Annotated in this window: 13 protein-coding genes and 1 CRISPR repeat array; of the genes, 4 read left to right on the top strand and 9 right to left on the bottom strand. The window is 74.7% G+C overall.

Annotated features, from left to right (window positions below; all coding sequences use genetic code 11):
- The first annotated feature begins 128 nt into the window (after nucleotides 1–128).
- Both TK50_RS18675 and TK50_RS18670 read left to right on the top strand, forming a co-directional pair.
- Nucleotides 129–623, top strand: a complete 495-nt coding sequence (locus TK50_RS18675; protein ID WP_043965453.1) for a YajQ family cyclic di-GMP-binding protein — start codon at nucleotides 129–131, stop codon at nucleotides 621–623.
- Nucleotides 624–1101: 478 nt separating this feature from the next.
- Nucleotides 1102–1558: direct repeats of the CRISPR family, unit length 28 nt; unit sequence GGATCACCCCCGCGTGCGCGGGGAACAG.
- 193 nt (nucleotides 1559–1751) lie between these two features.
- A complete protein-coding gene (locus TK50_RS18670; RefSeq protein WP_043965452.1) occupies nucleotides 1752–2087 on the top strand; it encodes a YnfA family protein in 336 nt (111 codons plus the stop codon).
- Between the two features lie 69 nt (nucleotides 2088–2156).
- On the opposite strand, the gene TK50_RS18665 is transcribed toward TK50_RS18670, so the two are convergent.
- The 8 genes from TK50_RS18665 to TK50_RS18630 form a co-directional block, all read right to left on the bottom strand.
- The gene (locus tag TK50_RS18665) at nucleotides 2157–3416 is read right to left on the bottom strand and encodes an MFS transporter (RefSeq protein ID WP_043965450.1); all 1260 of its coding nucleotides are present in this window, start codon (nucleotides 3414–3416) and stop codon (nucleotides 2157–2159) included.
- A 183-nt stretch (nucleotides 3417–3599) separates the two neighbouring features.
- On the bottom strand, nucleotides 3600–4478 hold the full coding sequence (htpX, locus tag TK50_RS18660; RefSeq protein WP_043965448.1) for a zinc metalloprotease HtpX: 879 nt from the start codon (nucleotides 4476–4478) through the stop codon (nucleotides 3600–3602).
- Between the two features lie 154 nt (nucleotides 4479–4632).
- Nucleotides 4633–6126, bottom strand: a complete 1494-nt coding sequence (locus TK50_RS18655) for an NADH-quinone oxidoreductase subunit N (protein WP_043965445.1) — start codon at nucleotides 6124–6126, stop codon at nucleotides 4633–4635.
- The gene (locus TK50_RS18650) at nucleotides 6123–7628 is read right to left on the bottom strand and encodes a complex I subunit 4 family protein (RefSeq protein ID WP_043965443.1); all 1506 of its coding nucleotides are present in this window, start codon (nucleotides 7626–7628) and stop codon (nucleotides 6123–6125) included. Before TK50_RS18650 ends, TK50_RS18655 begins: the two co-directional genes overlap by 4 nt.
- A 67-nt stretch (nucleotides 7629–7695) precedes the next feature.
- Entirely contained in the window at nucleotides 7696–9564 is a 1869-nt protein-coding gene (locus tag TK50_RS18645) for an NADH-quinone oxidoreductase subunit 5 family protein (RefSeq protein WP_422119951.1), read from the bottom strand.
- 71 nt (nucleotides 9565–9635) lie between these two features.
- Nucleotides 9636–10001 (bottom strand): NADH-quinone oxidoreductase subunit NuoK, encoded by a 366-nt coding sequence (gene nuoK / locus TK50_RS18640; protein ID WP_043965438.1) that lies wholly within the window; start codon nucleotides 9999–10001, stop codon nucleotides 9636–9638.
- Nucleotides 9998–10549: an NADH-quinone oxidoreductase subunit J family protein gene (locus TK50_RS18635; RefSeq protein ID WP_043965436.1), complete on the bottom strand. Its 552-nt coding sequence runs from the start codon at nucleotides 10547–10549 to the stop codon at nucleotides 9998–10000. Before TK50_RS18635 ends, nuoK begins: the two co-directional genes overlap by 4 nt.
- On the bottom strand, nucleotides 10546–11160 hold the full coding sequence (locus TK50_RS18630; protein WP_043965433.1) for a NuoI/complex I 23 kDa subunit family protein: 615 nt from the start codon (nucleotides 11158–11160) through the stop codon (nucleotides 10546–10548). Before TK50_RS18630 ends, TK50_RS18635 begins: the two co-directional genes overlap by 4 nt.
- A 104-nt stretch (nucleotides 11161–11264) precedes the next feature.
- Here TK50_RS18630 and TK50_RS18625 point away from each other — a divergent pair, with 104 nt between their 5' ends.
- Entirely contained in the window at nucleotides 11265–11840 is a 576-nt protein-coding gene (locus TK50_RS18625) for a Uma2 family endonuclease (protein ID WP_043965431.1), read from the top strand.
- A 54-nt stretch (nucleotides 11841–11894) separates the two neighbouring features.
- Here TK50_RS18625 and TK50_RS18620 read toward each other — a convergent pair whose 3' ends face one another.
- Nucleotides 11895–12323: an ester cyclase gene (locus TK50_RS18620; protein WP_241774053.1), complete on the bottom strand. Its 429-nt coding sequence runs from the start codon at nucleotides 12321–12323 to the stop codon at nucleotides 11895–11897.
- A 286-nt stretch (nucleotides 12324–12609) separates the two neighbouring features.
- Between TK50_RS18620 and TK50_RS18615 the strand changes: the two genes are divergently transcribed.
- Nucleotides 12610–13569 carry a glutathione S-transferase family protein gene (locus tag TK50_RS18615; RefSeq protein ID WP_144420358.1) on the top strand — a complete coding sequence of 320 codons (960 nt, stop codon included), beginning with the start codon at nucleotides 12610–12612 and terminating at the stop codon, nucleotides 13567–13569.
- The last annotated feature ends 133 nt before the right edge of the window (nucleotides 13570–13702 follow it).

The raw sequence follows: 13702 nt of genomic DNA, 5'->3' as shown, positions 1-13702 counted from the left end.
GCGTGGCAGCGGAGCCAAGGATAGCGGTTGCTCCCGGGGCGAGCGCAACCGGGTACCGTCAGGGGGTCGTGCCGCCGCCAACCAGCGGCACGTACGTGCACTGACCGCCGGACAGCAGGAGCATCAGCATGGCAGCGAACCCGTCGTTCGACATCGTGAGCAAGGTCGACCGGCAGGAGGTCGACAACGCCCTCCGCCAGGCGGAGAAGGAGCTCTCGACGCGGTTCGACTTCCGGGGCACCGGCGCGGAGGTCTCCTGGTCGGGCGAGGAGGCGATCAGCCTCCAGGCGGAGACCGAGGAGCGGGTGCGGGCCGCCCTGGACGTCTTGAAGGAGAAGCTGGTCAAGCGGAACATCTCGCTGAAGTCCTTGGACGCGGGCGAGCCGCGGCCCTCGGGCAAGATCTTCAAGATCGACGCCAAGGTCGTCCAGGGCATCGACTCGGACAAGGCCAAGGCGATCAGCAAGAAGATCCGCGACGAGGGCCCGAAGGGCGTCCAGGCGCAGATCCAGGGCGACCAGCTCCGGGTCACCGGCAAGAAGAAGGACGAGCTCCAGGCCGTCATCGCCCTGCTCAAGAGCGAGGACTTCGGCATCGCCCTCCAGTTCACCAACTACCGCTAAGGGCTCGGTCGGGTCCCTCGTTGGGCAGCGAGGCACGCTGTGTGAGCTGGGCGAACCTGGGCGGCTTCGGTCGTCGTTGGTCGCCCTTCTCCGGCCTTTGACGGCCTGTGGACGGCCTGGCTCCGCTACCGGCTGGGATCACCCCCGCGTGCGCAGGGAACAGGCCAGCAGGGCGCGCAGCTCGCCCTTCGCCACCGGAACACCCCCGCGTGCGCGAGGAACAACCGGTCTGGTCCAGACTCTCTCGCGAGCGTTCGGGATCACCCCCGCGGGGAACAGCCGGCGTACAAGTCCTCGTATGTCCGGGTCACGGGATCACCCCCGCATGCGCGGGGAACAGGCCGTCGCGATGACCGCCGCCATACCGAGCCGGGGATCACCCCGCGTGCGCGGGAAACAGGCGATAGCGTCCGGAAGGATGCCGTGGAAGCCGGGATCACCCCCGCACCCAGACGGGCAGTTGGGCGCTCGGTTCGACGGGATCACCCCCGCGTGCGCGGGGAACAGCCGGCCAGTGCCGGAGCGGGCAGCGTCGTCCCGGGATCACCCCCGCGTGCGCGGGGAACAGTGCCTGGGTGAAGGGCCGCCGGTCGGCGCGGGAGGGATCACCCCCGCGTGCGCGGGGAACAGGAGATCTCGAAGCGTGAACGTGTCCTTGGTCGGGGATCACCCCCGCGTGCGCGGGGAACAGTTCCGCGACTGGGGGAGCGAGATCGGTCCGGCCGGATCACCCCCGCGTGCGCGGGGAACAGGGCACGTCGGCCAGGTGGCCGCGATCCTCGCGGGGATCACCCCCGCGTGCGCGGGGAACAGCAGGAACAGGACGCCCATCGCTAGGTTCATGGTGGATCACCCCCGCGTGCGCGGGGAACAGATGCGCCTCGAGCGGCTGTACCGGCTGCGGGAGGGATCACCCCCGCGTGCGCGGGGAACAGACTTCTTGACCTGGACTGCTAAAGATCAACAATGCCGATTTCATTCACTTGCCCGACCAAGATCCCTCCGCCCGTGCCGCCCGGTTGCTGGTGACAAGGTACCGCTGGCTCACCGCGCTTGGCGGGCACCGCGCCCCCGCTCCTGCCATCCCGTCCACCGCTGACGAGGGGCCGCACGGCTACGGTCTGACGCATGACGGTCGCCCGCTCGATCCTGCTGTTCCTGCTCGCCGCCCTCGCCGAGATCGGCGGGGCCTGGCTGGTGTGGCAGGGCTGGCGGGAACACCGGGGGCTGCTCTGGATCGCGGGCGGCGTGGTCGCGCTCGGGCTCTACGGCTTCGTCGCCACGTTCCAGCCCGACGCGAACTTCGGCCGCATCCTCGCCGCCTACGGCGGGGTGTTCGTCGCCGGGTCCCTTGCCTGGGGCATGGTCGTCGACAAGTTCCGGCCCGACCGCTACGACGTCGTCGGCGCGGCCATCTGCCTGGTCGGGGTCGCCGTCATCATGTACGCGCCGCGCAGCGGCTGAGCAGCCCCACGCCGCGCCGAGCAGCCCCGGGCAGCAGCCGCCGCCGAGGAGCACCGAGCAGCGGGCCGCTCAGGCGGCGAGGGTCTGCTCGACGCGTACCGCCGTGGCCTCCGCGCGGGCGATGGGGCCGGCGGGCAGCGCGGCGACGGCGGCCCCGACGGCGACGGCCGACCCGGCGAAGACGAACGCCCACGGCACGCCGCCCGCGTGGTCGATGATCAGCCCGGCCACCGCGCCACCGGCGGCGCTGGACGCGACCATGATGGTCACCGCCCAGGTGTACGCCTCGTTGAGCATGCCGGCCGGGGCGATCCGCCCGACGAGGGTGTTCTCCAGGGTGAGCGCGGGGGCGATGGCGGCCCCGCCGACGACCAGGGCGACGCCGAGGGCGAGCGGGCCGGGCATCACCGCGTACACGGCGAAGGTGGCGGCGACGGCGGCGAGCAGCCAGGCGAACTGGCGGGTCATGTTGGCCGCGGGCTTGCGGACGCCGAACCAGAAGCCGGCGGCGGCGCTGCCGAGGCCCCAGACCGCGAGCAGGACGCCGGCCAGGCTTTCCGGGTCGTCGGTGGGCTGGTTTCCGGCGAACGCCGGGACGATGACCCCGGCGGCCCCGAACGCAATGCCGAGGCCGGCGATGCAGAGCAGCAGGGCGGGGAAGCCGCCGACGCGCAGCGGGCCGAGCCCCCGGGCGTGGTGCTCCTTCGGGTGGGGACGCCAGCCGCGCATGACCCGGCCGAGCGCGACGGCGACGGTGCCGACGAGGGTGACCACGGCCGCGCCGACGAGGGCGGCTGCCGCGTCGGCGATCAGCACGAACGCGGCCACCAGCAGCGGGCCGAGCACGAAGACGACTTCGAGGAGCGCGGTCTCCGCGCCGAGGGCGGTGTTGCGCAGGTGGTACCGGCCGGTGGCGGGGCTGGTGAGGTCGTTCCACGCGCCGCGCAGCGCGGCGGTCAGCGGCGGGTACGTGGCTCCGGCCACCCCGGCGGCGAGGTAGATCAGGGCGATGCTGGCGCCGTCGGTGCGGCTGGCCCAGAGCAGCCCGCCGAGCGCGAGGGGGTGGGCGACGGCGGTGGCCAGCAGCACGGGGGTGGGGCCGACCCGGTCGGCGACGCGGCCGGCGACGGGGCTGAGCGCGGCCCCGGCGAGGGCGTAGATGCCACCGGCGACGGCGGCCAGCGAGTAGCGCCCGGTGACCTGTTGCACGACGAGCAGCAGCGCCAACGGCGTCATGCCGATCCCGAGCCGGCCGATGACGCCGAGGACGAGCAGCATCGGCGCGCCGGGGATCCGCCATACGCCGAGGTACTGGCGCAGTGCGGCCACGGGAACCTCCAGGGGGTGCAACGAGAGGGGTGCGACGAGAGCATGTAACGAGCCGGAAACGTCCCGACCCTAACGCCGCAGCCTGGTGGCAGTGAACTGGTTATGGTGCGCGTCTCGCCGCGTACCCGACGAAACGCCCGCGCCCGGTCGGACCGGGCGCGGGCGGGATCGGGTCGGGACGGGTCAGCGCTGGAACTGCACGGGGCCGGCGCTGGCGGCCATCCGCTCCAGGCGGGCGACCCGCTCCTCCATCCGGGGGTGGGTGGAGAAGAGCGCGGCGATGCCGCCGCCCCGCTTGAACGGGTTGTCGATCATCAGGTGGGCGGTGCTGGTGAGCTGCCCCTGGGCCGGCAGCGGCCGGGCCTGGGTGCCCAGGTGGATCTTCCGCAGGGCGCTGGCCAGGGCCAGCGGGTCCCGGGTGAGCCGGGCCCCCGACTCGTCGGCCTGGAACTCGCGGCTGCGGCTGATCGCGAGCTGGATCACGGTCGCCGCGAGCGGGCCGAGGATCAGGGTGAGCAGCAGCACGACCGGGTTGGGGGCGTCCTCGTCGTCGCCACCGCCGAGCGGGATGAACCAGGCGATGTTGGCCAGCATGGTGATGATGCCGGCGAGGCCGGCGGCGACGCTGGAGATGAGGATGTCCCGGTTGTAGACGTGCGACAGCTCGTGCCCGATCACGCCCCGCAGCTCCCGGTAGTCGAGGATCTCGGTGATCCCCTGCGTGACGCACACCGCCGCGTTGGCCGGGTTGCGACCCGTGGCGAACGCGTTGGGCTGGGAGGTGGGGCTGACGTAGAGGCGGGGCATCGGCTGACGTGCCTCGGTGGCCAGCTCGCGGACCATCCGGTACAGCTCGGGGAACTGTGCCTCGCTGACCGGTTGCGCCCGCATCGAGCGCAGGGCGAGCTTGTCGGAGTAGAAGTAGGTCACGCCGTTCATCACCAACGAGACGACGACGGCGACGACGAGCCCGCCGCTCCCGCCGAACCAGTAGCCGACCGCGAGGATCAGCGAGGTCAGCAGGCCGAGCAGCGCTGCGGTCTTCAGACGGTTGTGATGCACGATCGCTCCTTCGGTGCGCGGACCGCGCGGGATCCGCTGACCGGTACAACACCTCGGTACCCGCCAACCATCCGTCTCATGACTGTGAGTTGCCTGGGATCGACCTGCGGAAACACTGAGGTCGGGGGCGGCTCGGCGACCGCTCAGGGGCCGCTCAGCGGGCGGCGAGGTCCAGCACGAGCTGCGGGGCGAAGCCGACGGCCAGGGCGACCAGGGTGGCCACGGCGAGGGTGCCGAGCACCGCCCAGGCGGGCCGGGTGCCGGCGGTGCCCCCAGCCTCGGCGGGCGGGGCGGCCTCGGCGGGCGGGGCGTAGAGGGTGGCGGCGAGGCGGAGGTAGTAGGCCAGGCCGATCACCGCGTTGACCGCCACCACCAGCGCCAGCCAGCCCGCGCCGCCGTCCAGCAGGGCCCGGACCACGGTCACCTTGGCGAACAGGCCGGCCAGCCCCGGCGGGAGCCCGGCCAGCCCGACCAGGGCCAGCGCGAACGCCGCCGCCACCCAGGGCCGCCGCCGGGCCGCGCCGCGCAGGTCGGCGAGGCTGCCGCCGTCGGCGCCGGCCGGGCGCAGGGCCACCAGCGCCGCGAAGGCGGCCAGCTCCAGGACCACGAAGAAGACGGCGTACGCCACGGCGGCGGCGTACGCGGCGGCGCGGGCGTCGGCGGTGCGCCCGGCTGCCAGCGCGAGCGCGCCCAGCGGGGCCAGGATGTAGCCGGCCTGGGCCACCGACGACCAGGCGAGCAGCCGCACCGTGCGGCGCTGGCGCAGCGCCACGAGGTTGCCCACGCTCATGGTGAGCACGGCGAGCCCGGCCAGCACCGGGCCGGTCACCTCGGCGGGCAGCGCCCGCTGCACCACCGCGAGCAGGGCCACCACCCCGCCCAGCTTCGACGCGGTCGACAGGTAGGCGGCCACGGGCAGCGGCGCGCCGTCGTAGGTGGCCGGGGCCCAGGCGTGGAACGGCACGGCGGCCACCTTGAACGCCAGCCCGAGCAGCACCAGCGCCACCGCCGCCGTGGTCAGCGGCACGTCCAGCAGGTCGGGCCGCCCGGCGAGCAGCGCGCCGACCCGGTCGAGGTGCAGGCCGCCGGTGACCGCGTAGAGCAGGGCCGCGCCGAGCAGGGTGACGGTGGTGGCGACCACGCTCACCACGAAGAACGTGACCGCCGCCTCGGCGGAGGCGAGGCTGCCCCGGCGCAGGCCGACGAGCACGTACAGCGGGAGGGTCAGCGTCTCCAGCGCCACGATCAGGGTGATCAGGTCGCCGGCCGCGCCGAGCACCACGCCGCCGGTCATCGAGCAGGCGAGCAGGAAGCAGTATTCGCCGACGGGCGACTGCCCGGCGCGCAGCGCCGGCCCGGACAGGGCCAGCACCCCGAGGGTGAGCAGCGCGAACAGCGCCCCGACGAGGGCGGCCCGGCCGCCGTAGACGTACGAGCAGTCGGCGGCGACGCAGAAGGTGGCGCGCGGCCCGCCCGCCCCGACGACCGCGCTGCCCAGCGCGGTGGCGACCGCACCGGCGGCGGCCACGGCGACCGTCGCGACGGCGCGGGCCACCAGCAGGTCGGCCAGCAGCACCAGGACGGCGGTGCCGGCGGCCAGGTAGGCCGGGAGCAGCGCCACGTTGTCGACGCTCTGCACGAGGCTCATTTGAGCACCCCCACGAGGGCCGCCACCGGGTCGGCGGCGACGCCGAGGACCAGGGTGGGGGCGAGGCCGACGGCGAGGGCGAGCAGCACCAGCGGGGCCCAGGCCGTCCACTCGGCGGCGGCGAGGCCGGGGCCGATCCGGCCGACGGCCGGGCTGGCCGGGCCGTGGGTGACGCGGCGCAGCAGCCGCAGCAGGTACGCGGCGGTCAGCGCCCCGCCGACGGCGGCGAGCACGCCGAGGGTGGTCCACAGCGGGCCGCCCCGCCCGATCGCGGCGACCACGGCGAACGCCTCGCCCCAGAACCCGGCGAGGCCGGGCAGGCCCAGCGAGGCGACGGCGGCGAAGCCGAGCAGGCCGGCGAGGCGGGGCGCGGTCTCCCGCAGCCCGGACAGCTCGGCCAGCGCCCCGGTGTGCGCGCGGTCCTTGATCGCCCCGGCGAGGAAGAACAGCAGGCCGGTGATCACCCCGTGCGCGACGTTGCCGATCAGCGCGGCCTGGAGGCCGGTGGCGGTGAGCGTGGCCACCCCGAGCAGCACGAACCCCATGTGCCCGACGCTGGAGTAGGCGATGAGCCGCTTCAGCTCGCCCTGCGCGAGGCAGACCAGCGAGCCGACGATGATGGCGGCGACGGCGAGCACCCCGAGCACCGGGGCCGCCCAGCGGGCCCCCTCCGGGGCCACCCCGACGGCGACGCGGATCAGCCCGTACGTGCCCATCTTGAGCAGCACCCCGGCGAGGATCACGCTGCCGACGGTGGGCGCCTGGGTGTGCGCGTCGGGCAGCCAGGAGTGCAGCGGCCACAGCGGGCTCTTCACCGCGAACGCGAGCCCCAGCAGGGTGAACGCGGCGAGCTGGGTGCCCCGCGACAGCCCCGTGCCGCCGGTGAGCGCGAGGAGGTCGGCGGTGCCGGCGGCCGCCACCACCACGTAGACGCCGACGAGCAGCAGCACCGAGCCGAGCAGCGTGTAGAGGGCGAACTTGGCCGCCGCCCGCCGCCGGTCGGCCCCGCCCCAGCCGGCGATGATCGCGTACATCGGCAGGAGGACGACCTCGAAGAACACGAAGAACAGGACCAGGTCGAGGGCGAGGAAGGTGCCGAGGATGCCGACCTCGACGACCAGCAGCAACGCGACGAGGGCCCGGCCGCTGCCGCCGCCGTCGGGCACCTTCCACAGGGTGTACGCGCAGCAGAGCAACGTGAGCAGCGCGGTCAGCACGACCAGCGGGTAGGAGATGCCGTCCACGCCCAGGTGGAAGCGCAGGTCGAGGGCGGGCACCCAGGGCAGGTCGAGCCGGTGCCAGGGGCGCACCGCCGGGTTTACCCCGTAGGCCGTCCAGCTGCGGTCGCCGGTGGCCAGGGGAAGGGTGGCCAGCAGGGTCAGCCCGGCCGCCACCGTGCCGACGACGCGGGCCGCCCTGTCACCGGGCAGCAGCGCGACCACGGCCGCGCCGACGGCCGGGACGGCCAGCGCCGCGACGAGCAGGACCTGTCCGAGGCTCATCCGGCTCCCCCGATCGCCGCCACGCGACGCACCTCGATCGCCGCCACGCGACGCACCTCGATCGCCCTCACGCGATGCCCCCGATCAGCACGGCGGCCAGGCCGATCAGCAGCGCCCCGGCCAGCACCCCGGCCGCCGCCCGGGGCAGCGCGGCCCGGTGCAGCCCGGCCAGCGCCCCGCCGAGGCCAGTCGCGCCCCGGCCGGTGCCCTCCACCGCGCCGTCGACCACCCGCTCGTCGGCGGCGCGGGCGAACCGGGCGAGGGCGGTCACCGGGCGTACGACGAGGGCGTGTTGCACGTCGTCGAGCCGGAAGCCCGCCGCGAACACCGGCCCCAGCGGGCCGAGGGCGCGGGCCGGGTCGGCGGCCCGGTCCCGCCGCCAGCCGGCCCAGGCGAGGGCGGCCCCGGCGACCAGCAGCGCCAGCGGGAGCACCAGCGCGGGGCCGACGTGGGTCCACTCCCCCTCGGCTGCGCCGAGCCGGCCGGTGAACGCCGGCCAGAACGCGGCGAGCCCGAGCAGCGCGGCCGGCACCGCGAGCAGCAGCATCGGCACCCGCATCACGGCCGGCGGGTCGTGCGGGTGCAGCGCGATCGGCCGGTCGTGCGGGGGCAGCGGCGGCCGGGCCGCGCCGAGGAACGCGCGCAGCAGCAGCCGGGTGGCGTACCAGGCGGTGACGGCGACGCCGGCCAACCCGGCGAGCCACACCAGCCAGCCCACCCAGGCGGGGGCCGGGCCGGCGGAGTCCAACGCGGCGGCCTCGGCGGCGGCGAGCACGCCGTCCTTGCTCCAGAAGCCGGCCAGCGGGGGGACGCCGGCCAGCGCGCCGAGGCCCACCGCCGTGCACCAGAACGTCACCGGCATCGTCGAGCGCAGCCCGCCCATGCGGGACAGCAGCGGGGTGCCGAGGGCGTGGATCACCGCGCCGGCGGCGAGGAACAGCAGCGCCTTGAACGCGGCGTGGGTGAGCAGGTGGAACAGCGCGGCGGCGGGCGCGCCGACGGCCAGCGCGCCCGTCATGTAGCCGAGCTGGGACACCGTCGACCAGGCCAGCACCCGCTTCAGGTCGTCCTGGGCGGTCGCGGCGAGCGCGCCGAGCAGCAGGGTCACCGAGGCCAGCACCCCGAGCACGGCCAGCGCCGCCGGGGCCCGCTCGAACAGCGGGAAGAGGCGGGTGACCGCGTAGACCCCGGCGGCGACCATGGTGGCGGCGTGGATCAGGGCGGAGACCGGGGTCGGGCCGGCCATCGCGTCGGGCAGCCAGGTGTGCAGCGGGAACTGGGCGCTCTTGCCGGCCACCCCGGCGAGCAGCAGCAGGCAGGCGGCGGTGAGCGTGCCGGCGGAGTGGTCGTGGGCGAGCACGTCGGCGATGCGGAAGCTACCCGCCGAGACGCCGAGCAGGGCGATGCCGAGCAGGAAGCCGACGTCACCCACGCGGGTGACCAGGAACGCCTTCATCGCGGCGGCCGGCGCGCCGGGCAGCCGGCGGTCGTGGGCGATGAGCAGGTAGGAGCAGAGGCCCATCACCTCCCAGCCGACCAGCAGCATGACCAGGTCACCGGCGACGACCACCAGCAGCATCGCGGCGGTGAAGAGGCTGATCTGCGCCGCGTACGGCGGGTAGCGGTGGTCGACGTCGACGCCGGCCTCGTCGTGCGGACCGGCCCGCAGGTAGCCCACCGAGTAGACCTGCACGGCCAGGGCCACCGCCGCCACCGCGACGGCGACCAGGGCCGCCGCGCCGTCGAGCCGGACGCCGAGGGTCACCCGCAGGCCGCCCAGGTCGACCCAGGTGGTCGACGTCTCCACGGGCGCGCCGACCCGGGCCAGCAGCGCGACCGCGACCAGCAGCGCCCCGGCCGCGCCGGCCACGCCGAGCCCGACGGCCACCCGGCGGGCCGGATCCGCCCCGGCCCGCGCGCCCCCGCCGCGCGACACGGGCGGCAGCAGCAACCCCACCAGACCCGCCACCAGGGGTACGGCCGGCAGCAGCGCCCCGAGCAGGCCGGTCACGGGGTCACCTCGCCGGTGGTCGTGCTGACCGTCGCCTGGGCCAGCCCCTCGGTCGGCGGCTCCGTCAGCGGCACCTCGTCGACGGCGACGCTCGCCCGCAGCCGGTAGAGCTGAAGCACGATGGCCAGCCCCACGCCGATCTCGGCGGCGGCCAGCACGATCACGAACAACGCGAACACCTGCCCCGCGTGCGGCAGCGCCGCCCGGACCGTCGCGTCGGCGGTGACCAGGATCAAATTGACGGCGTTGAGCATCAGCTCCACCGCCATCAGCACGAGCACCGCGTTGCGGCGGCGCAGCACGCCGTAGACGCCGAGGCCGAACAGGAGGGCGGCGGTGACGTACGGGACGACGGGCCTCACGGGCGGCCTCCCGCGCGGTCCGTTGCTCCCCGACCCGTGGGGTCGGCCGGGCGGCGGCCGATGTCGGGGCGGGACAGCACGACCGCGCCGACCAGGGCGGACAGCAGCAGCACCGACAGCACCTCGAACGGCAGCACCCAGGTGCGGAACACCTGCTCGCCGAGCCGCTCGGCGGTGCCCGGCGCGGGCAGGTCCACCCGGGTCCAGCGGTAGGCGTCGACCAGCAGGGCGGCCAGCCCGAGGCCGGCACCGCCGCCGATCAGGGCCGCCGGCCAGCCTGGCCGGTCCAGGTCGTCGGACGCGCCGATCGGGGCGCGGGTCAGCATCACCGCGAACAGCAGCAGCACCACCACGGCACCCACGTAGATCAGCACCTGCACCCAGGCCACCAGCTCGGCGGCGAGCACCAGGTAGACGCCGGCCAGCGCGCCCAGGCAGACCACCAGGTAGAGGCCGGCGCGGACCAGGTGGCGGGTCGTCACCACCAGCGCCCCCGCGCCGACCGCCACCGCGCCGAGGGCCAGCAGCAGCACGTCCGCACCGGTCACGGGGCGGCACCCGGGTCGGTGGGGGTGCCATCCGCCGGGGCGGCGGGGCGTACCCGGGCGGGGGTCGGCCGGGCGGCGGACCCGGCGGGGGCGGCGGCCTTGCGCGCGGCGGTGGCCTCCTCCTTCGCCGGCTCGCCGTTGCGGTCGTGCGCGGGCGGCGGCGGGACGGTGGCCATCCACTCGCCGAGGTGGTCCTTGTCGTGCAGCAGGTCGCGGATGTCGTACTCGGCGTACTCGAACTCGGGCGACCAGTAGAGCGCGTCGAAGGGGCAGACCTCGACGCAGATGCCGCAGTACATGCAGAGCGAGAAGTCGATGTCGAACCGGTCGAGCACGTTGCGCTGGCGGGGGCGGGCGGCGCCGGGCACCGCCACCTCCTCCTTGTGCGAGTCGATGTAGATGCACCAGTCGGGGCACTCGCGGGCGCAGAGCATGCAGACGGTGCAGTTCTCGGCCAGCAGCGCGATCACGCCCCGCGAGCGGGGCGGCAGCTCGGGGGCGACGTCCGGGTATTGCTGGGTGGTCGAGCGGCGGGTCATCGTGCGCAGCGTGACCGCCAGCCCCTTCGCCAGCCCCTCGCCGGGCACGCCCCGCCCACTCGTCTCGCCCATGCCGACCATCCTGCCCTGTGCCCCCGGCGCGCGCGACCACCACCCGGCCCTTCGCGCGGTACGGTGACGGCGGGGAGAACGACACGCCGGGAAGGACCTGTCCCATGACCGCCGCGTTGCAGAGCGACCTCCCGCCCGAGGGCGGGTGGACGACCGACGACCTCGACGGGCTGCCCGAGGACGGTCGCCGCCGCGAACTGCTCGACGGAGTGTTGCTCGTGTCCCCCTCCCCCACCCGCATCCACCAGACCATCGCCATGCGGCTCGGCGTCGCGCTCGAAGAGCAGTGCCCCGACGAATACGACGTGACCCAGGGCGTCGAGGTGCGGATCAACCGGACCCGCTCCTTCGTCCCGGACGTGCTGGTCACCACGGCGGAGGCCGCCCGGCGCTCGCCGTCGCGGTACGCGCCGCACGAGGTGGTGCTGGCCGTCGAGGTCGTCTCCCCGAGCACCCGCTCGATCGACCGGGTGCTCAAGCCGGCCCTCTACGCGCAGGCCGGCATCCCGTTCTACTGGCGGATCGAGACCGGCGACGGCGAGCTGGTCGTCCACACCCACCGGATCGACCCGGTCGACGAGGTCTACACGGAGACCGGCCGCTGGACGAAGTTCGTCGACACCGGCGAGCCGTTCCCGGTGAACCTGTCGATCGCCCGGATCACGCCCCGGCACCTGTGAGCGGTCCCGCCCGACGGGGCGGCGGCGTGCCGAGTCGGTGACCCGGCGGCGGGGTCAGGGGCCGGTGAGCGGCGGGAGCATCTCGACGCCGAGCTGCTGGAGGAGCTGGAACAGCTCGGTGGCGTGCCACACGTCGACGATCCGCCCCGCCGGGTCGAAGCGCAGGAACGTCGCCCCCGAGAAGCTCGCCACCCGCCCGGTGGGCGGCACCGGCCCGAACGGGCCGGCCTGGGTGCCGGCGGCCCGCCAGCGCACCGCCACCCGGTCGGCGGCGGCCACCACGTCGACGAGCTTGTAGCGCAGGTCGGGGAAGGCCGCCCGCCGCTCCCGGTGCCAGGCCAGGACCGCCTCCGGGCCCGTCCCGCCCAGCCCGGGGCAGCCCGCCGCCACCAGCTCGTACGCGGACTCCTCGCGCCCGGCGTTCCACACGTCGGCGACGAAGCGCCGGGCCGCCGCCTCCACGTCGTTCACCGCAGCCGCCACATGTCGTCCACCCGGGGAGCCTAGCCAGCCGGCCCTCCCGTACGACGCGGGGTGCGGCGCTCTCGGCGGGCCCGGAGCGTGGCGATCGGGGCTCGGCGGGCCCCGGGGCGGCGGATCGGTCAAGATGGGACGGACGGAGACGGCGAGGCGGACGGCAGGGGGCGACGTGGGCGACGAGGCGGGCGCGACGACCGGCGGCAAGGGCTCGGAATCCGGCGCGAGCGGTGCGGAGCCCGGCGGGAAGTACGTCGAGCCCGGTGGGGAGTTCACCCGGGACCAGCGGTACATCGCCACCCGGATCACCGCCGACGGGCGGGACGGCTGGCCGGTGGAGCCGGGTCGCTACCGGCTGGCGGTCAGCCGCGCCTGCCCCTGGGCCAACCGGCTGATCATCGTGCGCCGGCTGCTCGGCCTGGAGGACGCCATCTCGATGGCGGTGGCCGGGCCGACCCACGACGCCCGGAGCTGGACGTTCGACCTCGACCCGGGCGGGCGGGACCCGGTGCTCGGCATCGAGCGCCTCCAGGAGGCGTACTTCAGGCGGTTCCCCGGCTACGAGCGGGGGATCACCGTGCCGGCGATGGTGGACGTGCCGACGGGGCAGGTGGTCACCAACGACTACGCCCGGATGAGCCTGGACCTGTCGACGGAGTGGACGGCATACCACCGGCAGGGCGCGCCCGAGCTGTACCCGGCCCGGCTGCGCGACGAGATCGACGAGGTCAACGCCGTGGTCTTCGCCGACGTCAACAACGGCGTGTACCGGTGCGGCTTCGCCGGCAGCCAGAAGGCGTACGAGTCGGCGTACCGGCGGCTGTTCGACCGGCTGGACTGGTTGACCGAGCGGCTGTCCGGGCAGCGGTACCTGGTCGGCGACACGATCACCGAGGCCGACGTGCGGCTGTTCACGACGCTGGTCCGCTTCGACCCGGTCTACCACGGTCACTTCAAGTGCAACCGGAGCAAGCTGTCGGAGATGCCGGTGCTGTGGGCGTACGCCCGGGACCTGTTCACCACCCCCGGGTTCGGCGACACGATCGACTTCGACCACATCAAGCGGCACTACTACGAGGTGCACCGGGACATCAACCCGACCGGAGTCGTCCCGCTCGGCCCGGACCTGGCGAACTGGCTCACCCCGCACGGCCGGGAGGCCCTCGGTGGCCGGCCCTTCGGCGACGGCACCCCGCCGCCGCCCCCGCCGCCCGCCGAGCGGGTCGACCCGGCCCACACCCCGCTGGGCTGAACGGGGGGTTGTCCGGGGCCCGCGCGCCCCGAAGGGCACCTCGAATTAATCGATAATCTTCACTGGTTAACACTCGCTTCAATTCAGACTGATCGACTTGAGTGGCCTGCGCCGCCGGCCTTTCGCCGGTGTT

This window comes from Micromonospora haikouensis (genome assembly GCF_000876225.1).
GTDB classification, from domain to species: Bacteria; Actinomycetota; Actinomycetes; order Mycobacteriales; family Micromonosporaceae; genus Micromonospora; species Micromonospora haikouensis.
This window is presented reverse-complemented; position numbering and strand designations above follow the sequence as displayed.

What these genes read in the sequence shown, in the direction of transcription:
- TK50_RS18675 (WP_043965453.1), top strand. Translation starts at nt 129, where the DNA reads ATGGCAGCGAACCCGTCGTTCGACATCGTGAGCAAGGTCGACCGGCAG.
- TK50_RS18670 (WP_043965452.1), top strand. Translation starts at nt 1,752, where the DNA reads ATGACGGTCGCCCGCTCGATCCTGCTGTTCCTGCTCGCCGCCCTCGCC.
- TK50_RS18655 (WP_043965445.1), bottom strand. Translation starts at nt 6,126, where the DNA reads ATGAGCCTCGTGCAGAGCGTCGACAACGTGGCGCTGCTCCCGGCCTAC.
- TK50_RS18650 (WP_043965443.1), bottom strand. Translation starts at nt 7,628, where the DNA reads ATGAGCCTCGGACAGGTCCTGCTCGTCGCGGCGCTGGCCGTCCCGGCC.
- TK50_RS18630 (WP_043965433.1), bottom strand. Translation starts at nt 11,160, where the DNA reads ATGGGCGAGACGAGTGGGCGGGGCGTGCCCGGCGAGGGGCTGGCGAAG.
- TK50_RS18625 (WP_043965431.1), top strand. Translation starts at nt 11,265, where the DNA reads ATGACCGCCGCGTTGCAGAGCGACCTCCCGCCCGAGGGCGGGTGGACG.